A 25,097-nucleotide genomic window follows, 5' to 3' on the forward strand; every position below is an offset into this window, starting at 1 on the left:
ATTTTAAAAATAAAAATTACAAATTATATTTACATTTAAGCTAATTTACTTTAATTTTACAAAAATTAATAAACAAAAAAAATGTGTGGATTTGTAGGAATTTTCGATTTAAAAGAAGCCGGTGAAACATTAAGGCCTCAGGCTTTAAAAATGGCAAAAAAAATTCGTCATAGAGGTCCGGATTGGTCCGGAATCCATTGCGATAAAAATGCAATCCTTGCTCATGAAAGATTATCCATCGTTGACATTGCTTCCGGTGGCCAACCCTTATATAGCAGCGATAAAAAATTGATATTAGCCGTAAACGGTGAAATTTACAATCATAAAGAAATTAGAAAGAAATTTGAAGGAAAATACGATTTCCAAACTTTATCTGACTGTGAAGTTATTTTAGCTTTATATAAAGAAAAAGGGGTTAAATTATTTGAAGATATTACAGGAATTTATGCCTTCGTTTTATATGATCAAGAAAAAGATGCTTATTTAGTTGGCAGAGATCATATGGGAATCATTCCTTTATATATGGGATATGATGAAAAAGGGCAATTTTATGTAGCCAGTGAACTCAAATCGTTGGAAGGAGTTTGTCCGGATATCAAAGAATTTGAACCCGGAAAATACTTATACAGTCCGGACGGAGAAATAAAAACTTGGTATCATAGAGATTGGATGAATTTTGATTCTGTGAAAGACAACATTTCTGACATTCAAAAATTAAGAAAAGGATTAGAAGATTCTGTACACAGACAGTTGATGTCTGATGTTCCTTACGGGGTTCTTCTATCCGGTGGATTAGACTCATCCATTATTTCAGCTATTGCAAAAAAATATGCAAGTAAAAGAGTGGAAGATAACAATAATTCGGATGCTTGGTGGCCTCAACTGCATTCCTTTGCTGTCGGACTGAAAGGTGCTCCGGATTTGTTGGCAGCCAGAAAAGTGGCAGACCATATCGGGACCGTACATCATGAAATTCATTTTACCATTGAAGAAGCTTTAGATGCGATCAGTGATGTCATTTATCATATTGAAACCTACGATGTTACAACAGTTCGAGCTTCTACCCCCATGTACTTATTAGCCAGATATATAAAATCTATGGGAGTAAAAATGGTATTATCGGGAGAAGGATCCGATGAACTTTTCGGCGGATATTTATATTTCCACAAGGCACCTGATGCTCAAGCATTTCATGAAGAAACCGTCAGAAAATTAGATAAACTCCACCTTTACGACTGTCTTCGTGCCAATAAATCCTTAATGGCTTGGGGCGTTGAAGGGCGGGTTCCTTTCTTGGACAGAGAGTTCATGGATATTGCCATGACTTTAAATCCTAAAGATAAAATGTGCGGAAACGGAAAAATTGAAAAGCATATTTTAAGAGAGGCATTTGAAGATTATTTACCAGAAGAAGTTGCATGGAGACAAAAAGAACAATTTTCAGACGGGGTGGGTTACTCCTGGATTGATACATTAAAAGAAACGGCTGATAAAAAAGTTTCTGATAAACAAATGGAAAGAGCATCTGAACGCTTTCCAATAAATCCACCGATGTCAAAAGAAGAATATTGGTTCAGAAGCATATTTGAAGAACATTTCCCTTCTCAAGCAGCAGCACAAACGGTTCCTTCTGTACCTTCTGTAGCCTGTAGTTCTGCCGTGGCTTTAGAATGGGATGAAGCATTTAAAAATAACCCTGATCCATCAGGTAGAGCCGTAAAAACGGTGCATACTGATGCTATTTAGATCAAAATTTCTATTTCATGGCTTTTATTATTGATAATAAAAGCCATTTTATTCTACTACTATCCCATTTGGAAATAGGTTTTTCTTTTTTAGATAATTAAATATTTTTGGAAAAAATATGCGTAAAAAGAGTTTTATCTTTAATTTTCTATTTTCTCTTACAGATTGTACAACATAATCACTTATGGTTTCTTGATTAAATACAGAAGCAGGAATTTTACTTTTTAAAGTTTTAATGGCTTCATTATAATTGGTTACCTTGCTTTGACTTAATGATTTTCCATCATGAATTCTTCTATATTTGTATAAGGGTTGATTAAAATAATAAAAGCTATAATTTTTAACTGCAGCTCTTGACCAGAAATCCCAATCTTCTGCATACGACAAAGTTACATCATAGCCTCCATTATCCTCCCATACCCTTTTTTTATAAATACTTGAATTGGGTAAAAAACATCCGCTATTTATTAAGCGTAAACGATTATATTTTCCTGATTTATTGTACCTGTTTTCACTTCCGAAAATTATATAATCTCCATAGAGAATGTCAATAGTTGGATCTTGAACCATCTTGTGTAGGGCTTGATCATAATAATTTCCATTCATTATATCGTCCGAATCGAAAGGTAATATATATTGGCCTTTTGCATTTTCAATACCCTTGTTTCTTGCCCTGGCTACTCCTCCATTTTCTTGAGTTATAATTGTATATTTTTCATTGTAATCTTCCAATATTTTTAAAGTCTCCGAATCTGTTGATCCGTCATTTACTAATATGACTTCATAAGGATATGAAAAATTTACCTCTTCAATACTTTTAATAGTTTCCTTCAAATAAATTCCTGAATTAAAAACCGGAACAACTATAGATAAAATAGGATTTTCTTTCATATTACAAAAGTAATTTTTTTTATGGGATTGAATTTTATATTCCAAAAAAATAAAATTAAGATCATTACCATGACGATAAATTATCTGTTTTAGTGACCCTTAATTTTACTAGTTTTAAACACAATATACGTATGAATATTTTAACAAATGATTCAAATACTTTATACTATCTTTTTGATTGTGCAATTAGTAAAATAAGGATAATCGGAACCGAGCTTTATTTAAAAAATGGGTTGAATGAACCATTTGACAAGTCTTGGTTTTTAAGAAACCTGATCAAAGTTATAAATTTAAATAGTTATCAATAAGCTCAATAAACGGAAGAATCTATTGGAAAACTTTAAACATTTTTTATAATGGATATTTTTTAACTCATGTCATGAATTTATGAGTTAAAAAATTTATATCTTATTTAAGATACTAATTCAAATTACGATAAAGTTTTCGAAATGATAGCATCTGAAAATCCTATTTTTTTATAGATTTCCAATAATTTTTTGGCTGAATCGTAATTGCTCACTTTTCCGCTGGTATAAATGTACAAATTGTTATCCGTTTTTTGTCTTATTACATTATTTAATCCTTTGAAAATAGCATCTCTTTCTCTGTATTTTTTAGGTGATACAAATAATTCAATGGTATAGTATAGACCGGTTACCACTTCTTTTTCATTAAATTCAATTATAGAAGCATCTGTAAACCCGGCTTCTTTGGCAATTTTTAATGTCGCTTCACTTTCAGATCGTAAATTGGTACTTCCTGCATAATATATATACTTACCGTTTGATTTAACAATTTCAACATTTTTCATACCTCTAAGTTGCAAGGAATTAGGACTGTATCTGTTGAATGATGCTAAGAATTGTACCTTTAGTGATAAGTTACTGTCCACTGGATTTTCAACAACTTGTTGAATTTCTTCCTCCGCTTTTTTCTCTGATTTTTTATCGTATTCTTTTTTATAGCTTAAAAAAGCTTCGTATATATCTTTAGCTATAGCATTTTGTCCATCTTCTGAAGCTAAATATTGTCCTTCTTGAGGGTTAGAGATGAAACCGGTTTCAATTAATACTGAAGGCATGGCTGTTTGAACTAAAACCAAAAAACCGGCTTGTTTTACTCCTCTGGAAAATCGATTTTCTTTTTTAAAATTATTTTCCACATAGCTGGCCATTTTTAAACTGTTTTCTAAGTATATGTTTTGCATCAATGTGAGGCCTATTACCGATTCGGGTGATGAGGGGTTAAATCCTTCATAAGTCGTTTGATAATCTTTTTCCATATAAATAACCTCATTTTCCCTTTTTGCAACATCAAAATTATCTCTATTTCGATGAGCTCCGAGAACAAAAGTCTCCGTACCGTACGGGGCACTTTTAGGGCTTGAATTACAGTGTATGGAAATAAATAAGTTGGCTTTTCCTTTATTGGCAATATCTGCGCGGGTCATTAATGGAATAAATTCATCTGTCTTTCGAGTATAAATAACTTCTACATCTTTATTGTTATTTTCAATCATGGCTCCAACTTTTAAAACCAATGAAAGATTAACATCTTTTTCATTGGCAAAAGCTCCTCTGGCACCATTATCATGCCCGCCATGCCCGGCATCCAAAACTAAGGTAAAATCTTTTTTTTGTGAAGATAAAGAGCTTGTGAAAAAAATTAAAGTTATTAGTAGTATATTTTTTAAGTTAAATATTGTTAAAACTCTCATTAATTCTTTTTTTTGATTAATTTTGACAGCAAAATTTTTTCTGAATTTATATGCTTTGATCAATTCAAGTTTCAAATATAATATACTTTATTTATTTTTTCTAATTTTTAACATTCTCTTAGCACAGGAAAAAAGAGTTAAAACCCTTTCTGACACTGTAAAAATCCCTACTGATTCCATATCTGTCAATAAAGAAAAGCTTGAAAATATTGTGGACACTAAAGGGGATGAAATTCGTAATGTTTTTTCAAAAAAATTAACCTATCTGATCCATAATGCACAAGTCAGCTATCAGGATATGACCATTAAGGCAGATTATATTGTTATGGATTGGAATACCGGAGACATTTTAGCTCGTGGAAAAGTGGACAGTTTAGGAAGAATTATTGATAATATAAAATTTATTCAGGGAGGAAAAGAGTATGAATATACAGAAGCCCAATTTAATATGAATACCAAACAAGGTACGGCTTTTAATATTCGAACGGAAGAAGATGAAATGGCAATTATTGCTAAGAAAGCCAAAAGAATGAATGATGAAGAGTATTATATGAGGGGGGGATTTATGACTACGGATGAATATTTTAAAGCAAAAAAAGATTCTATTCCTGATTATGGTTTATCGACTAATAAAATGAAAGTTATTACCGGTAAAAATCAAAAAACCATCATTGCAGGACCTACCACGATGTATATTGAGCAAGTCCCGACTCCATTCATTTTACCTTTTTTATATTTGCCTTCTACCGGCAGCAATCGACAGGCTGGGATTTTAATCGGAACGTTCGGTGAACGGCAAAATAAAGGATTTTATTTGGAAAGATGGGGAATTTATGTTCCCATTGGTGAATATTTGGACTTAGAAAGCCGTTTTGGATTTTATACTAAAGGTAGCTGGATGATCGATAATCGATTAAGGTATTTGAATCGTTACAAATATTCAGGTAATTTAAATTTTATTTATGAAAAAAATATAAACAGTACCAAAGGACTGGATGATTATTCAGAAATTGAAAATTATCGTATTACCTGGTCTCATTTACAAGATGCCAAAGCCAATCCAAATTTGTCCTTTAACGCATCGGTAAATTTTATGAGTCAGAATTACTACAACAACAGCATATATAATCAAAATGCTTTACATGGTAATGTAAATAACAATCAGACTTCATCATCAATTTCTTTGGTTAAAAGATTTAATAATAATCCCTTAACTATTTCACTTAATACCTCCGCTTCGCAAAATATTTCAACCGGCGATGTAACCATGGTACTTCCTAATGTAACGGTTACGATGCCTCAAATTTATCCTTTTAAACCTAAATCAGGACCTAAGAAAACCATTTGGCACAATATCTATATGGATTATAAAATGAATCTTCAAAATTCATTGAATACGACTACTGATGATATGTTTACGTCAAAAATGTTTAAAAACTCTAATAACGGAATGAAAAATTCCACCAGTTTTGGTACTACTTCCACACTTTTTAATTATTTTCAATTAGGTATCAATGGTAATTATCGAGAAATCTGGACAACAAAGACTATTAGAAGGGACTATAATGCTTCTTCGGATAAGGTTGAAACATTTAATAAAGATGGATTTAAAACTTTCCGAACTTTTGACGGGTCCCTTAATTTAACAACGACTTTGTATGGTATCGCCAACTTTAAAAAAGGAAGTATGATTCAGGCAATCCGTCATATGATATCTCCTACGGTCAGCTATGGTTTTATGCCTGACTTCTCTAAAGATTCTTGGGGATATTACGGTACGTACACAGATAAAGATGGAAAAAAAGTAAAATATTCTTATTTTGAAGGAAATGTCATGGGTAATCCTTCCAATTATGAAAACAGTGCCATAAATATTTCCCTTGCTAACAATCTTGAAATGAAGGTTAGAAATAAAAAAGAATCCAGCGGTTTTAAAAAGATAAAAATATTCGAATCTTTAAATATCAATACATCTTATAATTTTGCTGCAGATTCTTTGAAATGGAGTCCTATTAATGCTTCGGGTTCTTCTTCTTTATTTAATTCTAAATTACGTGTTAATTATGCCATGAGGGTAAATCCTTATAAAATAGTATTTGATACTCCCGAATCAACAGTAGGTCATGCTATTGATAAGTTTGGATATTTTACTATTGCCAGTTATACGATGGGACTGAATTTTTCTTTGGATGAATCATTATTCGGTGAAAAAAAAGTAATTAAATATAAGAAGCAAGGAACAGTTAGATATGAAAAATACTACTTTGATGATGAAAATTACGCCCATTTTGATATGCCTTGGAAATTGGACGTAGGATTGAATTATGCTTCTACGAAAGAATATAATAGAAATACTAATGTTACTGCTACGGTAAATCTTTCGGGAGAAATCTCCCCTTCTCCGTATTGGAAGATTACTGCATCTACTAATTACGATTTGGAAAGTAAAGAATTCGGATACACTCGACTAGGATTTATGAGAGATTTAAGAAGTTTTAATATTAATTTTAATTGGGTTCCCATATCTTCAAGTTATAACAAGACATGGAGTTTTTATATAGGAGTAAAAGCAGCCATATTAAAAGATGCGGTAAAATATGAGGCTAAAAATTTCAATGACAATGCAAGTTTTTAAAAAATTTGTATATTTAATTCATGATTAAAAAAATAATTAATACTAAAAAAGCTCCTGCAGCTATTGGACCTTATTCTCAAGCGATTAAGGTTAATAACTTTTTATTTGTTTCCGGACAAATACCGGTAAAACCGCAAACCGGAGAAATTCCTACTTCCATTGATGATCAAACTCATCAGGTTATGAAAAATATTGAAGCAATTCTCAATGAAGCTAATTTAAATTGGAATAATTTGGTTAAAACTACCATCTTTCTTCAAAATTTATCTGATTTTGCCGCGGTTAATGAAATATATGCTTCTTATTTTTCTGATGCGTATCCGGCCCGTGAATGTGTACAAGTCTCAGCCTTACCCAAAAATGTTTTAATTGAAATTTCAGTTATTGCTACAGAATTATAAAACGAAATGATAAGAAATACTCTTGCAGTTATATCCGGGCTTTTAGTAGCCATTACAGTAATTACTCTTTCTGTTATGATAAATTCTTATTGGATACCTTACAATTATAAAGGTCTTCCAATAGAATATTGGAGATCCATTGTTCGTACTGCTAAAGGCGAATTCTTTATAGCTTTATTAATTTCTTCCGGGATTGGTTCTCTATTAGGTGGAATAGTTTGCGCTTTATTAGTAAAAACAGCAAAAACTGCTTATGCTATGTTGATCGGATTTATACTTTTATTAACTGCTATTATTTCTGTTTTTACATTTAAAGGACATCCCACCTGGTATATAATAAGTATGTTTTTTATATTTTTTCCATTCTCTTGGCTGGGGGCTAAAATAGTGGAATGGTTACAAAATAAAAAAATAATAGATTCACAAAAAAACAAGTAATTCTACATTCGTATAGTTTTCATTAACAGCTCCACTACTTCGTAAGCAGCAGGACATATGACTGTATTTTTTAAGGTTAATTTATTTATCTGATAGAATTTTTTACGATCCGTATGGGGGTATTCTTTACATGCTTTTGGACGTACTTCATAGATGGAACAATAATTGGAGCTGTCCAAAAATGGGCAAGGCAATTGTTTAAAAATCCAATCGTTATCTTCATCTTTATATAAATATTGATCTATAAAATCAATCGGTTTCATTCGTAAATATTTAGATATTCTTTCAATGTCTTTTTCCAAAAACAAAGGTCCTGTTGTTTTGCAACAATTAGCACATTGTAGGCAATCTATATGTGAGAAAACTTTATCATGAATTTCGATTAATTCTTGATCCAATTTTTTAGGCTTCTTATTTTTTAGTTTTTCTAAATATTTTTTGTGTTCTGAAGCTTTTTTTAACGCTTCGTTTTTATATTTATCTAAATTCATTATTCTTTTAAAGTGTATATATTATTTAACTTAAAATATTAGCCCTTTTTAATTGAAAATGGATGATATTTTTCAATGGTATCTCTTAGTTGTTGACTATCTAGATGGGTATATATTTCTGTTGTGGTAATACTTTCATGTCCAAGCATTTGCTGAATTGAACGTAAATCGGCACCATTTTTCAGTAACACCGTTGCAAAAGAATGCCTGAATGTATGGGGGGAAACTTTCTTTTTGATTCCAGCCTTTTCCGCAATATTTTTTATTATTATAAAAATCATTTCACGTGTTAGCTGTCCTCCTCTTCTATTTAAAAAAAGTATATCTTCACATTTAGGTTTAGGGTTTAAATGGATACGAATTGAGTCTTTATAAAGATTAATATATTTAATCGTCCAATCCGATACAGGAACTAATCTTTGTTTATTACCTTTTCCGATAACTCTAATAAAATTTTCATCCAAATATAAATCGGAGAGTCGTAAATTAATTAATTCTGAAACACGAAGGCCACATCCATATAATGTTTCAATAATGGTACGGTTCCTCTCTCCTTCTGATTGGGATAAATCTATAGACTGTATTATAGTTACTACTTCTTCATGACTTAGCACATCGGGAAGATACAGGCCAATTTTAGGACTTTCGAGCAATTCTGCCGGATTATCTTGCCTTTTTTCTTCAATTTGTAAAAATTTAAAAAATGATTTTAATGATGATATTACTCGTGCTTGAGATTTTGCTGAGGAAGATTTTTTTGCAAAATCATAAATAAAATCTTGAATTAAAAATCTGTCTATAGTATATGGGGTAATGGACGTATCATGTTCGGTAAATTTTATTAGTTTTTTAATATCCCTTATATAAGCTAATTGTGTGTTTTGAGAAAGGCCTTTTTCTAATAATAAATATTCTTGAAAAATATGTATTTCTTGATTCCATTCCATTAATACAAATTTAATATTTTGGCAATTAATATTCTTACTAATTAATTAAAAGCCGTTATTGCCAATGTCTAATTATGTTTTCGTATTTTTGTCGGTATAAATACTGAGAAATGTTTTTCAACTCATTTGAATACGCAATTTTCCTACCTATCATCTTTATTATTTATTGGCTTATTTTAAATAAAAATTTAAAACTCCAAAATTTATTCCTTTTAATTTCAAGCTATTTTTTTTATTCTTGCTGGGATTGGAAATTTTTATTTTTACTTGCCTTTTCAACCATTCTTGATTATATAAGTGGTTTAAAAATATATAATTCTAATACTCAGATAAAGAAAAAAATTTGGTTAATTATAAGTGTATCCATAAATTTAGGTTTTCTAGGTTTTTTCAAATATTATAACTTTTTTATTGAATCTTTTGCTGATTTAATTCAAAAATTGGGTTTTACTGCTCATTATTCAACTTTAAACATAATTCTACCGGTCGGCATTTCTTTTTATACTTTTCATGGCTTGTCTTATGTATTTGATATTTATAATAAAAAAATCAAACCTTCCCATAATTGGATTGAATACGCTTTATTTGTTAGCTTTTTTCCTCTCTTGGTTGCCGGGCCTATTGAAAGGGCTACTCATCTACTTCCTCAAATTGAAAAACCAAGAAAATTCAATTATGAACTAGCGGTAAGCGGTTTAAAACAAATTTTATGGGGGTTATTTAAAAAGATAGTAATTGCAGACAATTGTGCTAAAGCAGTTAATTTAATTTTTAATTCCTATGAAAGTCAATCGGGCGGGACTCTTTTTTTAGGTGCCATTCTATTTTCATTCCAAATTTATGGAGATTTTTCGGGATATTCTGATATAGCTTTGGGTTCAGGTAAACTTTTGGGAATAAAACTGATTAAAAATTTTAATTATCCTTATTTTTCTAGAAGTATTGCTGAATTTTGGAGACGTTGGCATATATCCTTATCTTCTTGGTTTAAAGATTATCTGTATATTCCTCTAGGTGGAAGTAAAGGAGGAACAATTAAGAGAATTAGAAACACTTTTATAATATTTTTAGTGAGCGGTTTTTGGCATGGAGCGAATTGGACTTTCATTTTATGGGGAGGATTGAATGCTCTTTTTATTTTGCCTTCCATTATTTTTAAAACTAACAGAAATAATATGGATATTGTAGCCAAAGGAAAAATTTTACCTAATTTCAAGGAGTTTTTTCAGATTGTTTATACATTTCTATTAGCTTCATTTGCTTGGATTTTCTTTAGATCAGAATCTTTAAGTCAGGCATTTTCTTATATTAACAAAATGTTTAATTCAATTCATTTACCTGATTTAAGTATTTTTAATCTAAGTTTATTTCCTCTACTTTTACTTTTAATTTTAGTTGAATGGAAAGGAAGAGAAAATAATTATGCTATTGAAAAATTATTTTATAAATCAAAAACTTGTATTCGTTGGGGATTTTATTACATCCTTATTATTTTAATGCTTGTTTTTGGTCAAAAAAATTCTCAAGAGTTTATATATTTTCAGTTTTAGTAAATACATGAAGAAGTTTATTTATAGAATTTTAGCTTTCCTCCTACCCATAATATTTTTGGCTTATTTAAGTGACTTTATTATATCAAAAAAAATTAGAGCATCTGGTGCTGGTGACTTTTCAGTATGGGAAGATATTTATAATGGTAGGATTAATTCAGATATAGTAATTTATGGTTCTTCTAGAGCTCTTAATCATATTAATCCAGTAATCTTAGAAGACGAATTTCATACAACTGCTTATAATCTCGGAATGGCCGGACAACATATATGGCTACAAAATTTAAGGCATATTGAGTTTTTAAAATATAACAAAAAACCAAAAGTAGTTATTTATTCTTTAGATGATTTATTATTTAGTGATCCAATAGGTATATATCAACCCGATCAATTTTCTCCCTATATGTTTTGGCCTAAACATAAAGAAATTGAAGAGCAACTTTCTGTTTACAAATTTCCTCATTTTAGCTATTTTGATTATAAAATTCCATTATTGAGATATGTTGACTCATTTTATTCTAATAAGGCTTTAGAATTAGGGCGTATTAAATTTCTATCTTTTATCCAAAATATTTCACAGCAGAAGTTTGAAAATTCTGACTCATTAAATGAAGAAATATCTAGGATTATTAATAATGAAAATATTATAAAACCCGAAAAAAGAATTAAAGGATATCTACCCCGTGATTTAAATTGGAATAGTGATTTTGATAATGCTTTATTTTCTAAAGGACATTTAGAAGTTTCAATAAATAAAAAAGGGATACATTTATTTGAAAAAATTCTTACTGAGTTAATTCAAAAAAATATTTATGTATTATTTGTATACACACCTGAATATATTGAAGGACAAAAATTCATTAAAAACAGAGCTGAAGTTATGGAAATATATACAAACATTTCCAAAAAATATAATATACCATTTATTAACTATTCAAATGATACAATGAGTTACCAAAAAAAATATTTTTTTAATTCATTACATCTAAATGCAAATGGAGCTGAAAAATTTTCAAAAAAGTTTGCATTAGATATAAAACCAATATTATATAGGATAATAAATAAGTTTTAATAAAAAGTTGTCTAATTTAGTTAAATGAAATAAGATTTAGAAAAACTTAATATCAATAATTAAAAACTCTTAATTCAAAGGTAAAGATATAATGTTTATTAATCTTTATATACTTTACTTTATTAAAATAAAAGACATAATTAATTAAATATTCAATGTATTTATTAATTACATACCAATACTTATAATTTTAATTTTTAAGATATATATATTATTTATAATTAATAACTTAACTTTAATAAGTTTATCAAAATGAGCTTAAAAGATATACAATTACAGGTCGATGAATGGATAAAAAAATATGGTGTTAGATATTTTAGTGAATTGACAAATATGGCACAATTAACCGAGGAAGTAGGTGAAGTTGCTAGAATTATATCAAGAAGATATGGGGATCAATCAGAAAAAGAATCAGATAAAAATAAAGATTTAGGTGAAGAGTTAGCGGATGTAATTTTCGTTGTAGCCTGTTTAGCTAATCAAACAGGAATTGATTTGGAAAATGCCTTTCAAAAAAAGTTGGTTGCAACTACTCGTCGTGATAGTGAAAGACATGTTAATAATAAAAAATTAAAATGAAAGAAGTAACTATCAATCTATCTGGATCAAAAAGTATCACCAATCGTGTATTATTATTAAATTCATTATACAACGATCCACTTCGTTTACAAAATTTATCTAAAAGTCAAGACAGCCAAAAGATGGTAGAAGCTTTAGCTTCTAAAGAACCACTGATTGATATACATCATGCGGGTACAGCAATGAGATTCTTAACTGCTTATTTTGCAATTCAAAAAAATAAAACCGTTATACTTACCGGTTCAGACAGGATGAAAGAAAGACCTATAAAGATTTTAGTAGATGCATTAAATTTTTTAGGATCTCATATTTCCTATCTTGAAAATGAAGGATATCCTCCTTTAAGAATTATGGGAAAAAGAATTATATGTGATACTATTAATTTACCTGCTAATATTAGCAGCCAATATATAACTGCCTTATGTTTAATTGGAGCAAAACTTAAAAACGGTTTAATTATAAATTTAGAAGGTAAAATTACTTCTAAACCTTATATAACTATGACTCTGCAGATTTTAAATAAAATAGGAATTTCTGCTACTCTATATGAAAATAAAATTTCAATACTCCCAATTAATGAAATTAAAAAACAAGATTTTATAATTGAAAGTGATTGGTCATCCGCTTCATATCATTATGCAGTTTGTGCATTAAGTAATAATTTTAGAATAAATATTAAATATTTATTTCAAGATTCTTTACAAGCAGATCGAAGAATTGTTGATATTTATCAAAAATATTTTGGTATAAAAACTTTATTTGCAAACGATGAAATAACCTTATTTAAAATCGACCATTTTGATTATCCAAAATATATCGAATTAGAAATGAATGATTGTCCGGATATTGCCCAAACTGTTGCATTAACTGCTTTTGGACTGCAAATACCAATCAAAATAACTGGTCTTGAAACTCTGAAAATAAAGGAAACTGATCGATTAATCGCTCTTAAAAATGAAATCGAAAAATGTGGAGGAAGTGTTGAAATTACTGATAATTCTTTTAAGCTTCATAAAGTCAATATTTTTAATGAAAATCAAAAAATTGAAACATACAATGACCACCGAATGGCTATGAGTTTTGCTCCTCTTAAACTATTATTTCCAATAGAAATATTATATCCAAATGTAGTTGAAAAGTCTTATGTGGAATTTTGGCATGATATGAAATATTATGGAATAAAGTAATATTTACTTATGAATATGCTATCATAACACCCTTTTTTGACCAAATCTATTTTATATAATAATTTTAAATATACTACCTTTGGATCGTTTTTGATAATTCATGAATTATAAAATATCTATAATTGTTCCCGTTTATAATGTTGAAGCATATCTTCGTAGATGCTTAGATTCATTAATTCATCAAACATGTAAAGAAATAGAAATCGTTATTATTAATGATGGATCTACCGATAAATCGCAATTAATTATTGATGAATATGTATTAAAATATCACAATATAAAATCAATAATTCAAAAAAATAAAGGATTAAGTGAAGCCAGAAATAATGGGATCAGAAATTCCTCAGGTGATTTTATAGCCTTTGTCGATAGCGATGATTGGATTGATGAAAACATGATGAATGATATGTATAATTTAGCAATTAATCATTCTGCGGAAATAGTTGTATGCAGTTTACAAAATGTAGATATATATGGGAACATTATAAAAAAATTACCTCAGTCACATCAATTGCCTGAAAAAATAGACCTCTCAGAAGATTTCACAATTTTTGGAGAAATGTCTTGTTTTGCATGCAACAAGATTTTTAAAAGAGAATTATTTAATGAAATATCTTTTCCATCAAATTTGCATTTTGAAGATGTTGCTACGATACCTCGTTTATTTTTAAAAGCAAAAACAGTAGCAAAAACTAATAAATTTTTCTATTATTACCTTATTAGAAATGGTTCTATAACAAGAAATTTTACAATTAAAGGAATTAATATGTTGGATGCCATTGAAATGGTTAAACAGGATTTTTTTAAAAGTAATTATAAGAAAAATATAGATGAATGGAAAAAATTTATTATATTCCAAGGATTTTATTCTTTTTTAGCTTATTATGCATTTGTAAATGATAATGGTGTTAAAAAACAAATGTTTGATAAACTAAAAAAAATATTAAAAATTGAAAACATATCTAAATGGCAAATTTTTCAATATAAACGATTCGGTAAAAATTATCTATTTTCACTAAACCTTAAAAAAATAGTATTTTATTTATTACAATTAATAAAACTATGAATTAATGCTTCATCCTGTATATTATATTATTCTCTTTATAATTACATTTTTTTCATATTTAGAAATATCGAATAATGGCCTAAAGGCAACGATTAAAGTACCTTATATAATTATTTGCTCACTTCTTATTTTTCTTGCAGGAATACGTGTGGCTCAAGGTGCAGACTATTGGCCCTATTATCGAATATATTTAAATATTAATAAATATATTACATGGAATAAAATTTTTAATGCTGATATTGAAGTAACATATGCATTAATATCAAAAATTTTGGGATATTTTAAAATGCCATTTTTTTTATTATTATTTATATATGCTTTAATATCAATCTCATTAAAAACATATACCTATTACAAATATTCTCCCTATCCGATGCTATCGTTAATGTATTTCTTTATGCCCAATTACTTTTTTAGTGATTGTGGACATATTAGACAAGCTGCATCAATAGCATTGTGTTTATTTTCCTATCAATATATTGAAAAAAGAAAATTAGTAAAATTTTTATTGTGTATTTTTATTGGATATTATTTTCATAAAACTACATTAATATTTATTCCTGCTTACTGGATTGCTAAATTTAAATTATCAACATTTAACTGTATATTAATCATTGTTTTCGCTGTACTTATATCGCCATTTAAACCGTATTTAATTTTTGAAAACTTATTCTCAAATATCTCTTCTGACATTATTTCAGAAGCAACCGGGGGCTTCTATTCTTATAGAAGTTTAGAAGGAACCGGATGGGGGCTAAATGATTTTGTAAAACTTATTTTTTTAGTCATACTTTTACTCAATGACAATTATATATGCAAAACTACCTCCGATAAAAATTATATGATGATTAGAAATCTAATCATCACTCACTATTTTATTTATTATTCTTTACGTGAAAATTCAATTTTTTCAATAAGACTTCCAGCGGCATATGGTGATTTTTGGTCTATTTTAATAGCTATGATTGTTAAATATTGTAATAAAAGTTACAAATACTTTTACTATTACTTTTTTATACTTTATTTTTATTTAATGAGTTGGAGAATGTGGCCTAATTCTGTCCATTTAGGCTTTGATAAAATGTCTAATATATTTAATGAAAATATAAATATTAAAAAGTTTATACCTCAAGAATTTGCTAATGATAATTAGTATGATTGTTAAAAATAATATTAAAAAAATATATAAAATCCTAATTTATTAATTGGATGTTTTAATTTATAAAAAATTCTTCTTATATCTTAAATTAATTGTAAGCATGCAATTAACTGTTAATCCTTAAATTATGAATAATCTTACTTCTGTATCTATAATTACAGCTAATTTTAATTCGGCAAATTTTATTGGCGATACGATTGAATCTGTTCTAAAACAAACTTATATTGATTGGGAGTGGATAATTATTGATGATTGTAGCACTGATAATTCTGTTGAAATAATTAAAAAATATACTGATAGTAGAATAAAACTTATTGTTTTAGAAAAAAATCAGGGTGCTGCAATAGCTCGCAATTACGGTCTAAAAAATGCATGCGGAAGATATATAGCTTTTATAGATAGTGATGATTTATGGCTTCCTAATGCTCTTGAAAAAAGAATTAATTTTCTAAAACAAAATAATGAAAAAGCTGTATATACTTCATATAAAAGAGTTGACGAAAATTTAAACCCTTGTCTTGCTGATTTTGTCGCGGAAGATATGGTCTCATATAAACGTTTATTATTTAACTGTCCGGTATTTATATCAACATTAATTTATGATTCAAATAAAACAGGTAAAATATATTTTCCTGACGTTCATAAAAGAGAAGATTATGCTATGATTTTAAATCTTTCAAAAGTCATAGGTAAATTTCGTGCTCTAAACTTACCTTTGGTAATTTATAGAATACGCCAAAATTCATATTCTAGAAATAAATGGCTAATGCTAAAACTTCAATTTTTAGTTTATTATAAGTTTTTAAAATTACCATTATATAAATCACTATATTATACAACTCATTGGGTTATAAATGGCTTAAAAAAATATAAACTAATATAAATTTTCAATCATCATATAAAATATATTCTATTATTTATATATTTAAAAATAGAAAAGATTTATATCAAGTATTTCAAAATCCTTAAATAAGCTGGTTTAGCAAATTTCGTAAAATTTCAATAAAAAAACTCTCTAATATTTTATATTAGAGAGTTTATTATTAGCAATAAGAAATTTTAATTTTTTATAATTTTTTTAGTAATAATTTTTGAGCCTGATTGAATTTTTACAATATATATTCCTGAAGGTTGTCCTTGAATATTTACTTCAATATCTGATGAATTAAATTGTTTAGAATAAACAACACTATTATTAATGTTTAATATTTGTATTGTTCCTTCAGTAATATCTTTCAAATTGATTGAAAATAAACCTGTATTTGGATTAGGATATATTTGAATGTAAGAATCGTCTAAGTTTTCATTATCATTTACAGTAAAAATCTCATTGACATTATTTACTACTTTATGAAAAGTATTTACGCTTCGTGTATCTTTTACACAACGAACAGAACGACCTTGACCAATATTATTAAATCCTAATATATTTAAATTAGAACTATTAGCATAAAAAAGATGTGCATTTGAATAAGCGGATTTTGACCAATTAGCTATGGATGCTGTCCACAAGGATGATTCTATACCAAAATTTTCAATTGATGATTTTCGATTATCTTTAACCACTCTAAAACCTGCTGCAGGATACATTCCTAATTTATAATCCGGTCTATCAAATATAAAACCTGAGCCGTTTATTATTTTTTCTTTATCTATGTATAAAGAAATATTTTTGCCTTCAAGTTCTTTATATTTTTTCTCATAGAAAGCATCACCTTTAAAATAATAAGTACCTTCTTTATACCAAGGAGATGCAGGTTGTATATTTCCACCTTCAGGAACTCTCCATCCTCCAGGACATGGATCAAAAGGAGATTTCTCTTTAGCTTTACCCCAAAGTTCATTTCCATTATTTAGTAAAGCATAGGGTGTCCAAGTATTTTTAGAATCAACGATAAAAGATAAAGGATTACGGCTTGTAAAGAGCAATGCTTCTTTTGTTGAACCAAATTCTTTACGTCCTATATAATCACTATTATCGTATTCATCGGATGTCATAGGAGTATAATCTTGTCTTCCGTTTACTGTGTTTCCTATATAAAGAGTATAATTTTCTTTAGAATTTCTTTTGAAGTTTGGAATTGGATCTTTTCTTCCCCATTGGTAGTGCATACCCACGAAATCCGTTTTAGTAATATTAGCATCTAATGCTCCTAAATCACGATCCATAAATTCGGTAGTAGAAGGTTTATAACCGGATGTTGTTTCATATACTAAGAATCTTTTATAATCAATTAATTTTGTTTTAGTATCACTAAATCGTTTTTCCGTTGTATAGGTATTTATTTTTACTTCATTTTTAGTAACCCAAATATGCCAACTCCATAATACTTGATCTTTGGAATTTCTATTGTTTCCTACATGTACTGATATAATAGCATTTCCTGATTGATTAGGATTTATTTGGACTTTTATTTGAGAATTTTCTTTATTTCCTGTTGTATTATATAAAGATATAGTTTTTATTAAATCTTTATTAGTAGTCCAATATACATTAGATGATAACTCGCCTTGAGGCCATTCACCATCAGTTAAATAGGTATTGTATATTGAGAAAGCTTTATTTACAGGAATATTAACTTCTTGAATACGATTTGATTGAGTTAACAAATATGTATTAGGATTATCCATCCCTTCACTGTAATAGGTTTTTCCCTTAAGATATTCTGTATCAAACAAAAATGTATCAGCCCTATCTTGTTTAATACATCTAACAGCATTTAAATTATATGTAGTTCCACCTCCAGATCCTTCCGGATCAAGTAAGTATTTTCCGGCGCCTTTTTCTAAAGCATTTGCTGTTAAGGAAAATCTTTTTGCATAACCATATTGTTCTAAAGTTGCCCCCCAAAGAGCTAATTCACTATTTTGATCTTGGAATGTAAGCCCCCTAGCAGGATTATATCCATAGTATCCTACATAGTGACCTACTAATGGAAATGTTCCTATATCATAACCCGGTACATCACTAAAGTCATATCCTAAACTGGGATAAATTTTAATTCCAGGATACTTATCAACGGGCAACATAGTATCATCCTCGTAACCATTAGTAAATTTATATTTTATTAAGTCTAATTTTTGACCAAAAGGTTCCATCCATAATTTTGAATTATTTTTACCCTTATATCCAATGGTAGGATATTTTCCCCATGGACTAGAATTATATCTGTCATAGCTTGTACGGCTAGCATAAGACGGAACTTTCCATCCGGATGGACATGGATCAAATGGTGTTTTTTGAGCTTGAGCAACCACCCAACCTGCTGAGTTTCGTGCACCTTTTGAATTATCACCCCATAAATCTAAGGTAGATTCGTTATTACTAACAGAAATGTTATTGGACAACCAGCTAACATTATGTACTGTAGCTTTAAATATTTTCAAACTATCATCCCAATTCTGTGTATATTCTTTTTTCAATGGATAAAAAAATTTAACTGGATTATGAATACTAGCTTGAATATTCTTATTTACATCTGTCTCATATGGCCTTTCCATTTTCATATGATTACCATAATTCCATCTATTTACAAAACCTTTTTCACCTAAATGTATTTCGGGAGCATAACCATCTAAATATAAAAATACCGGGTATGGATCTTTTCTTCCCCATTGATACATAAGTCCCCCTGAACGTGTCCAATCATTTCCTAAAAAGCTTGCGGATAATGCACCTAAGTTTCGGTCCATAAAAGTGGAAACCATTCTTGTTTGTCCATTAGGATTATTATTATTAGTGCGAGCATTTTTAGTAGGATCGTCTGTTACCCAAATATGCCAACTCCAGTATATAGGATCTGAACTATTACCATTAGGACCAACATGAAGTGCTACTATAGCATTTCCTTTTCCTTTCCTTTTATCTATATTAACATTTATTTTTGCATTTTCCCTATCAGAATCTGATGAATTTATAACTTCAATTTTTTCAACTAATCCATACACATCCTGCCATTGTAAATCTGCAAATAATTTTCCTTGTGGTATAGGTTTATCTAAAAACTTATTATTTTCCCAAACTGCAAAAGCTTTTTTTACAGGAATTGAAAGACCACCTAGATTTTCTTTATTCGCTTTGTCGATATCGAAAATATAACTGTTGGGCGCCAAAGTATAATCTTTTTCATTTGATGGAGATATATATACTTTTGAGGCAACGTTTAGAGATTGTCTTGCTCTACTGCTGTTGACATAAACTTTAACTTTTATGTGATATGTTCCCGGTTTTAATTCTGCCTCTGCTAATGGACTTCTCGAATTAAACCACCCTTTAGCTCCATCATTCATCCACGTAGTTTGAGTTAGTAACGTCTCTGTTTCCGTGCTATTAGTATTTTCCTTAACTAAATATGTCCATTGCCTCATATAAGCTAATGAACGAACTTCTAAATCAGCTTTATTTCCTTTAGGTACCACAAAAGATTTACTTTTATAAATAAAATACCCTTCGCCGGGATCTCCCGGCGCTCCCGTAATCCATCGCTCATTATAAGTATTATCTTTGAATTGCGGATAATACCAACCTGAATAGGTATGCCTTGTACGAGCAACGTGTTCTGATCCATCCGGACGAATACATTTCCAATCCGGATCTTCGATTTCAATTGGCATAACAGAGCCGTCGTCATTACGGCCTGTACTAAGATCAATTACCTTGACCTGGGCTTTCATTATTGAAAATAAAAAAATAAAAAGCCAATAAATTTTCCTCATTTTACTTGATTATTTAATATTGTTCTGACAAATATACATTTTTATTTATTTTTGATTTTATATTTAAATTAATATTTTTATTAATATATTTTATATTATTCATTAAAATTATTACATAATTACCATACAATAAACGTTTTAAATATATAATTAATAATTAAACTTTGTTATTTAAATTATATTGTTATCATATAAATATTTTTAATTTATTTTTTGAAATAAAATATGTCGAAAATTATAATAAATTTGATTAGGAATAAAAAACTATAAAATTCTATTTAAAAACTTTCGATATATTAATTATTTAAATATATCTTTGTTTTTACTTTAAGAATTACGCGATTTTGTAAGTCACGAAATGACTTAATAATATGGAAGGATTTGATATAAGAAGTATTAAAGATTTTTTAGGTATTGACAGTTTCTATCTAAAGTGTATTATAGGATTTTTAGGATCTTTCTTATTAACTTATGTGTCAATCCCAAAAATTATAAGAGTTTCTTATAAAAAAAATCTTATGGCTACTCCAAAGGAAAGAAGCTCTCATATAAGAAAAACTCCCAATTTAGGTGGAATTTCTATTTTCTATTCTGTTACCATTATGTCATCCATCTGTGCTTACGAGTTATTTTCTTCCTATATATTTTTATTTTCTGCTATAATCGTTCTTTTCTTTATAGGATTAATGGACGATATACTAGTCGTTTCTCCGAACAAAAAATTTTATGCGCAAATTGTAACGGCACTGATGATTTCAGTTGGTTCTAATGTTAGAATAGGTCATTTTTTTGGTATTTTTGGTATAAATTTACTTCCTTATTGGTTTAGTATTTTATTTACAGTTATAGTCTTTATATTTCTAATTAATGCTTTTAATCTGATTGATGGAATAGACGGTTTAGCCTCGGGCATTGCAATATTAGTATGTGGTGCATTTATAGTAACTTTTTGGAGATTAGGCGCAATCAATCATCCTATGATAGTTTTATCTTTAACGATTATTGGAAGCCTTTTAGCTTTTATCCGATTTAATTTTTCAAAGAAGTATAAGATATTTATGGGAGATACAGGATCTATGATTATAGGATTTTTGCTTTCATTTATGGGAATTAAATTCCTTAATCTTTTTTTGTTGCAATATCCTTATGGAGCTCCTGTTTATTGGATACAAACTGCTCCTGCAATTGTAATTGCTATATTAATTATACCTATTATTGATACTTTAGGTGTATTTGTAATTAGGTTATTTAAAGGTCATTCTCCTTTTAAAGCTGATAAAAATCACATGCATCACAGATATTTGCGTTTGGGTTTATCACATAAACAAGTTTCAATTATAATTGTAATTGAAAATGCTATTGTTATCTTAGTCGCATATTTTTTAAGGCATATTGAAGTTCATTTACTACTTGCAATTATTCTTTCTTTAGGTATTATCTTTTCATTTCTTCCATTATTATTATATAAAAAAATAAATCTTATAAAAAGTGATTCATAATACGAAAATATATTTATCTCCTCCACATATAGATCAATCAGAAATAAATAGTGTTATAGATGCTTTAAATAGCGGTTGGATTTCTCCATATGGTTCCTATGTTAAAGATTTTTCAAATAAATTATCACGATATTTTAAAAAAAATGTTTTATTAACAAATAGTGGAACATCTTCCATTCATTTAGCACTAAAATTATCAGGTATTCAAGACGGTGATTTTGTATTATGTTCAAATTTCACATTTGCTGCTACAGCTTTTCCCATTTTATATGAAAAAGCTTTTCCTGTGTTTATCGGTTCCGAAAATGAAACATGGAATATGTCTCCTGGATTTCTTCAGTCCGCAATAGAAGATTTAAAAAGAAAAGGTATAAAACCTAAAGTTCTAATTATTGCTCATATTTACGGAATGCCAGCACAAATGAAAGATATTATAGATATCTGTAAAAATAATAAAATCATTATTATAGAAGATGCAGCAGAGGCATTAGGTTCATTTTACCATAATAAGCCTTTAGGCTCGATTGGCAACTATGGAATTTTATCTTTCAATGGAAATAAAATTATAACTACTTCTCAAGGAGGAGCTCTCATATTACCCAATAAAAAAAGTTATAAATATGCAGAAAAATTAGCTTTTCAAGCAAAGGAAAAAGTTGATTATTATAAACACAATGAAATTGGATATAACTATTCAACAAGTAATATTCTTGCAGCTTTGGGTAGCAAACAATTTGATAAATTGGAAAAAAAAGTAAATCGTAGAAGAGAAATTTTTAATTATTACTTCTCAAATTTTGAAAATAAAATTAATTTTGATTATCAAAAAGAGTTAAAAAATAATTTCACTAATAGATGGTTAAGTGTATTTATTTTCCCCCCTTCTATAAATAAAAAAATCAAAAATATACTAAGTAAAAATAATATTGAATCCAGATACGTTTGGAATCCATTAAATAAACAAAAAGTTTTTAAAAATTTTTTATATTATGGAAATAAAAATTTAGAAAATAAATTATTTTCAAACGGACTTTGTCTTCCATCCGGTGATCATTTAAATAGTAATGACTTAGATAAAATTGTAGATTTAATAAATAATGGTTTTAAGTAGTTAAGATGTCAAAAATAGAAGATATAATCAAAATTCAAAATCAAGATATTTCATTTGAAAGTTTATTTGATAAAAAAATTGACTATTCTTTTAAAGAATCATCATTTTTAAATGATAAAATTATATTTATAACAGGAGGAGGAGGATCCATAGGGAGTATATTGATTGAGCGATTACTTGAACAAAATATAAAAAAAATTATAGTACTAGATCATTCAGAATATGCTATTTTTAAACTTAAATTAAAATTTAGAAAAGCGATAGAAAATAATAATTTGTATCTGATTTTAGGAGATATTCGAAATAAAACACTTTTAAAAAAAATATTCTCATTATTCCCAATTCAAATTATTTATCACACAGCGGCATACAAACATATAGACATCTTAGAGAATAATTGTGAAGAATCATTATCTGTAAATTTAAACGCAACATTAAATTTATTAGAAATTGTTTTAAATAATCCTAATTCTGAGCAATTTATTTTCATTTCAACTGATAAAGCTGTCAATCCCGTTAATAATATGGGAATATCTAAAAGATTAGCAGAATTATATTTATTAAAAAATTTTTTTCAAAATGAAATAAATAATCGTGTTAAAATTAAAATTATTCGCTTCGGAAATGTTTTTAATAGTAGTGGCTCTGTATTTACTATATTTAAATATCAAATTGAAAACAATTTACCTATTACTATAACTAATAAAAACATGAAACGATATTTTATTTCAAAATATCAAGCATCAAAAGGATTAATTGAAATTGCTGATTCTAAAAATATTTCTGGTATTTATGTCTTAGATATGGGAAAACCCTATAGTATAACTAAACTTTTATTCAATTTATTACAAAAATTACAGCTTAATTATACGCCAGAAATATCTTATCTAAATATCATACCTAAATTTGAAAAATTTGAGGAAGAATTATATTTACCGTATGAAGAAATTGAAAAAGATATTTCTATTTATAAAAAAATAGATTTAAATAATTATAATTCGAGTAATATTAAAACAGAAATATCAAATCTTATACAAATATTAAAAAAATAATTATTTTTGTAACTTAAGTTATTATATGAAATTAAATCAAATTATTTTTCTTATTTTTTTCGCTTTATTTTTATGTTCTTGTATTGGAGTAAAAGACTTAAAATACCTCCAACCAAGTGAAAATTTACGTTTTAATGAATATGGATTGGTTCCGGTAATATATGAAAACTACAGGGTAAAAAAAGATGATATACTAGCAATGACTCTTATTACCTCCGATAAAAATGCTTCCTTGTTTTTATCCGAAGAGAATACTTCTGTATTTAAAGGAGCAACTAACACTGGAGATAGTAGATTAAGATCGAGTGGATTAATTGTGGATGCCAATGGCTACATATCAATATATGGTTTAGGTGAATTTTATGTATATGGTTTAACTTTAAAAGAAATTACAGATCTAGTTCAAGATAAATTAAATAAAGTGCTTTATAATGAAGGCAAAGCAGAAGTAAGGATGAATATTGGTGCTATCAAATATTATATGGTAGGGGAAATAAATACTCCAGGTGAAAAAATAGAATTATCAAACCGAGTGGATTTACTACAAGCAATAGCTAAATCCGGCGACTTAACTAGATATGCTGATAGAAGACATATAAGAATTATTAGAGAATATCCTGAGGGAAAAAAGAATATAGTTCTTGATATAACTCATGATGATATTCTCAATTCGCCCTATTTTTATTTGCAATCTGGAGATCAAATTATTATCGATCCATTAAAAGAAAAAATATCTGGATTAGGTGGAGGTACTACTATTGGAGATGTGACCCAATTTCTATCTGTAGGTATTCAGGCAATTACAACATATTTATTTTTTAAAACTTTATAATAAATTAC

The 25,097-nt window shown here is 28.2% G+C and carries 20 protein-coding genes; 15 read left to right on the plus strand and 5 right to left on the minus strand.

The annotated features are described in order from the left end of the window. Positions 1–81 precede the first annotated feature (81 nt). Entirely contained in the window at positions 82–1,746 is a 1,665-nt protein-coding gene (gene asnB / locus GFV01_RS05805; protein WP_160565520.1) for an asparagine synthase B, read from the plus strand. 48 nt (positions 1,747–1,794) lie between these two features. Here asnB and GFV01_RS05810 read toward each other — a convergent pair whose 3' ends face one another. After that, a complete protein-coding gene (locus GFV01_RS05810) occupies positions 1,795–2,637 on the minus strand; it encodes a glycosyltransferase (RefSeq protein WP_160565522.1) in 843 nt (280 codons plus the stop codon). Positions 2,638–3,067: 430 nt separating this feature from the next. Beyond that, positions 3,068–4,354 carry an N-acetylmuramoyl-L-alanine amidase gene (locus GFV01_RS05815; protein WP_160565524.1) on the minus strand — a complete coding sequence of 429 codons (1,287 nt, stop codon included), beginning with the start codon at positions 4,352–4,354 and terminating at the stop codon, positions 3,068–3,070. 22 nt (positions 4,355–4,376) lie between these two features. Between GFV01_RS05815 and GFV01_RS05820 the strand changes: the two genes are divergently transcribed. From GFV01_RS05820 to GFV01_RS05830, 3 genes are read left to right on the plus strand one after another with little or no spacing between them, the layout of a single operon-like run. Continuing rightward, positions 4,377–6,989 (plus strand): putative LPS assembly protein LptD, encoded by a 2,613-nt coding sequence (locus GFV01_RS05820; RefSeq protein ID WP_160565526.1) that lies wholly within the window; start codon positions 4,377–4,379, stop codon positions 6,987–6,989. A gap of 23 nt (positions 6,990–7,012) precedes the next feature. Then, positions 7,013–7,390: a RidA family protein gene (locus GFV01_RS05825; RefSeq protein ID WP_220264947.1), complete on the plus strand. Its 378-nt coding sequence runs from the start codon at positions 7,013–7,015 to the stop codon at positions 7,388–7,390. Positions 7,391–7,396: 6 nt separating this feature from the next. Further along, a complete protein-coding gene (locus GFV01_RS05830; RefSeq protein WP_160556329.1) occupies positions 7,397–7,828 on the plus strand; it encodes a hypothetical protein in 432 nt (143 codons plus the stop codon). Between the two features lie 2 nt (positions 7,829–7,830). On the opposite strand, the gene GFV01_RS05835 is transcribed toward GFV01_RS05830, so the two are convergent. Both GFV01_RS05835 and xerD read right to left on the minus strand, forming a co-directional pair. Further along, positions 7,831–8,319, minus strand: a complete 489-nt coding sequence (locus tag GFV01_RS05835; protein WP_160565530.1) for a YkgJ family cysteine cluster protein — start codon at positions 8,317–8,319, stop codon at positions 7,831–7,833. A gap of 38 nt (positions 8,320–8,357) precedes the next feature. Continuing rightward, complete coding sequence (gene xerD / locus GFV01_RS05840) at positions 8,358–9,266, minus strand: site-specific tyrosine recombinase XerD (RefSeq protein ID WP_160556325.1); 909 nt, start codon at positions 9,264–9,266, stop codon at positions 8,358–8,360. 110 nt (positions 9,267–9,376) lie between these two features. Between xerD and GFV01_RS05845 the strand changes: the two genes are divergently transcribed. The 7 genes from GFV01_RS05845 to GFV01_RS05875 all read left to right on the plus strand — a co-directional run bounded on the left by GFV01_RS05845 (position 9,377) and on the right by GFV01_RS05875 (position 16,762). Then, positions 9,377–10,816, plus strand: a complete 1,440-nt coding sequence (locus GFV01_RS05845; protein WP_160565532.1) for an MBOAT family protein — start codon at positions 9,377–9,379, stop codon at positions 10,814–10,816. A gap of 7 nt (positions 10,817–10,823) precedes the next feature. Continuing rightward, positions 10,824–11,888, plus strand: coding sequence for a hypothetical protein (locus GFV01_RS05850; protein ID WP_160556321.1), 1,065 nt, complete (start codon positions 10,824–10,826; stop codon positions 11,886–11,888). A gap of 252 nt (positions 11,889–12,140) precedes the next feature. Beyond that, positions 12,141–12,467 (plus strand): nucleotide pyrophosphohydrolase, encoded by a 327-nt coding sequence (locus GFV01_RS05855; protein WP_160565534.1) that lies wholly within the window; start codon positions 12,141–12,143, stop codon positions 12,465–12,467. Beyond that, complete coding sequence (locus tag GFV01_RS05860; protein WP_160556316.1) at positions 12,464–13,654, plus strand: 3-phosphoshikimate 1-carboxyvinyltransferase; 1,191 nt, start codon at positions 12,464–12,466, stop codon at positions 13,652–13,654. Before GFV01_RS05855 ends, GFV01_RS05860 begins: the two co-directional genes overlap by 4 nt. Positions 13,655–13,754: 100 nt before the next feature. Further along, positions 13,755–14,720 carry a glycosyltransferase family 2 protein gene (locus tag GFV01_RS05865; RefSeq protein WP_160565536.1) on the plus strand — a complete coding sequence of 322 codons (966 nt, stop codon included), beginning with the start codon at positions 13,755–13,757 and terminating at the stop codon, positions 14,718–14,720. 4 nt (positions 14,721–14,724) lie between these two features. Next, the gene (locus GFV01_RS05870; RefSeq protein WP_160556311.1) at positions 14,725–15,873 is read left to right on the plus strand and encodes an EpsG family protein; all 1,149 of its coding nucleotides are present in this window, start codon (positions 14,725–14,727) and stop codon (positions 15,871–15,873) included. Between the two features lie 133 nt (positions 15,874–16,006). Then, positions 16,007–16,762, plus strand: coding sequence for a glycosyltransferase (locus GFV01_RS05875; protein WP_160565538.1), 756 nt, complete (start codon positions 16,007–16,009; stop codon positions 16,760–16,762). Positions 16,763–16,938: 176 nt separating this feature from the next. Here the strand turns inward: GFV01_RS05875 and GFV01_RS05880 are convergent, their stop codons facing one another. Next, positions 16,939–20,553, minus strand: coding sequence for a T9SS type A sorting domain-containing protein (locus tag GFV01_RS05880; protein ID WP_160565540.1), 3,615 nt, complete (start codon positions 20,551–20,553; stop codon positions 16,939–16,941). A 413-nt stretch (positions 20,554–20,966) separates the two neighbouring features. Between GFV01_RS05880 and GFV01_RS05885 the strand changes: the two genes are divergently transcribed. From GFV01_RS05885 to GFV01_RS05900, 4 genes are read left to right on the plus strand one after another with little or no spacing between them, the layout of a single operon-like run. Next, positions 20,967–22,094, plus strand: a complete 1,128-nt coding sequence (locus GFV01_RS05885; RefSeq protein ID WP_185150327.1) for a glycosyltransferase family 4 protein — start codon at positions 20,967–20,969, stop codon at positions 22,092–22,094. Next, on the plus strand, positions 22,084–23,205 hold the full coding sequence (locus tag GFV01_RS05890) for a DegT/DnrJ/EryC1/StrS family aminotransferase (RefSeq protein ID WP_160565542.1): 1,122 nt from the start codon (positions 22,084–22,086) through the stop codon (positions 23,203–23,205). The genes GFV01_RS05885 and GFV01_RS05890 overlap by 11 nt, the downstream gene beginning before the upstream one ends. A 5-nt stretch (positions 23,206–23,210) precedes the next feature. Further along, complete coding sequence (locus tag GFV01_RS05895) at positions 23,211–24,257, plus strand: SDR family NAD(P)-dependent oxidoreductase (RefSeq protein WP_160565544.1); 1,047 nt, start codon at positions 23,211–23,213, stop codon at positions 24,255–24,257. A gap of 25 nt (positions 24,258–24,282) precedes the next feature. Continuing rightward, entirely contained in the window at positions 24,283–25,089 is an 807-nt protein-coding gene (locus GFV01_RS05900; RefSeq protein ID WP_160562684.1) for a polysaccharide biosynthesis/export family protein, read from the plus strand. Positions 25,090–25,097 lie beyond the last annotated feature (8 nt).

The sequence above is a fragment of the Apibacter sp. B2912 genome, assembly GCF_009827835.1.
Lineage (GTDB): Bacteria > Bacteroidota > Bacteroidia > Flavobacteriales > Weeksellaceae > Apibacter.

What these genes read in the sequence shown, in the direction of transcription:
- GFV01_RS05815 (WP_160565524.1), bottom strand. Translation starts at nt 4,354, where the DNA reads ATGAGAGTTTTAACAATATTTAACTTAAAAAATATACTACTAATAACT.
- GFV01_RS05835 (WP_160565530.1), bottom strand. Translation starts at nt 8,319, where the DNA reads ATGAATTTAGATAAATATAAAAACGAAGCGTTAAAAAAAGCTTCAGAA.
- GFV01_RS05810 (WP_160565522.1), bottom strand. Translation starts at nt 2,637, where the DNA reads ATGAAAGAAAATCCTATTTTATCTATAGTTGTTCCGGTTTTTAATTCA.
- GFV01_RS05870 (WP_160556311.1), top strand. Translation starts at nt 14,725, where the DNA reads ATGCTTCATCCTGTATATTATATTATTCTCTTTATAATTACATTTTTT.
- GFV01_RS05895 (WP_160565544.1), top strand. Translation starts at nt 23,211, where the DNA reads ATGTCAAAAATAGAAGATATAATCAAAATTCAAAATCAAGATATTTCA.
- GFV01_RS05830 (WP_160556329.1), top strand. Translation starts at nt 7,397, where the DNA reads ATGATAAGAAATACTCTTGCAGTTATATCCGGGCTTTTAGTAGCCATT.
- GFV01_RS05855 (WP_160565534.1), top strand. Translation starts at nt 12,141, where the DNA reads ATGAGCTTAAAAGATATACAATTACAGGTCGATGAATGGATAAAAAAA.
- asnB (WP_160565520.1), top strand. Translation starts at nt 82, where the DNA reads ATGTGTGGATTTGTAGGAATTTTCGATTTAAAAGAAGCCGGTGAAACA.
- GFV01_RS05860 (WP_160556316.1), top strand. Translation starts at nt 12,464, where the DNA reads ATGAAAGAAGTAACTATCAATCTATCTGGATCAAAAAGTATCACCAAT.
- GFV01_RS05900 (WP_160562684.1), top strand. Translation starts at nt 24,283, where the DNA reads ATGAAATTAAATCAAATTATTTTTCTTATTTTTTTCGCTTTATTTTTA.
- GFV01_RS05885 (WP_185150327.1), top strand. Translation starts at nt 20,967, where the DNA reads ATGGAAGGATTTGATATAAGAAGTATTAAAGATTTTTTAGGTATTGAC.
- GFV01_RS05875 (WP_160565538.1), top strand. Translation starts at nt 16,007, where the DNA reads ATGAATAATCTTACTTCTGTATCTATAATTACAGCTAATTTTAATTCG.
- GFV01_RS05850 (WP_160556321.1), top strand. Translation starts at nt 10,824, where the DNA reads ATGAAGAAGTTTATTTATAGAATTTTAGCTTTCCTCCTACCCATAATA.
- xerD (WP_160556325.1), bottom strand. Translation starts at nt 9,266, where the DNA reads ATGGAATGGAATCAAGAAATACATATTTTTCAAGAATATTTATTATTA.
- GFV01_RS05845 (WP_160565532.1), top strand. Translation starts at nt 9,377, where the DNA reads ATGTTTTTCAACTCATTTGAATACGCAATTTTCCTACCTATCATCTTT.
- GFV01_RS05880 (WP_160565540.1), bottom strand. Translation starts at nt 20,553, where the DNA reads ATGAAAGCCCAGGTCAAGGTAATTGATCTTAGTACAGGCCGTAATGAC.
- GFV01_RS05865 (WP_160565536.1), top strand. Translation starts at nt 13,755, where the DNA reads ATGAATTATAAAATATCTATAATTGTTCCCGTTTATAATGTTGAAGCA.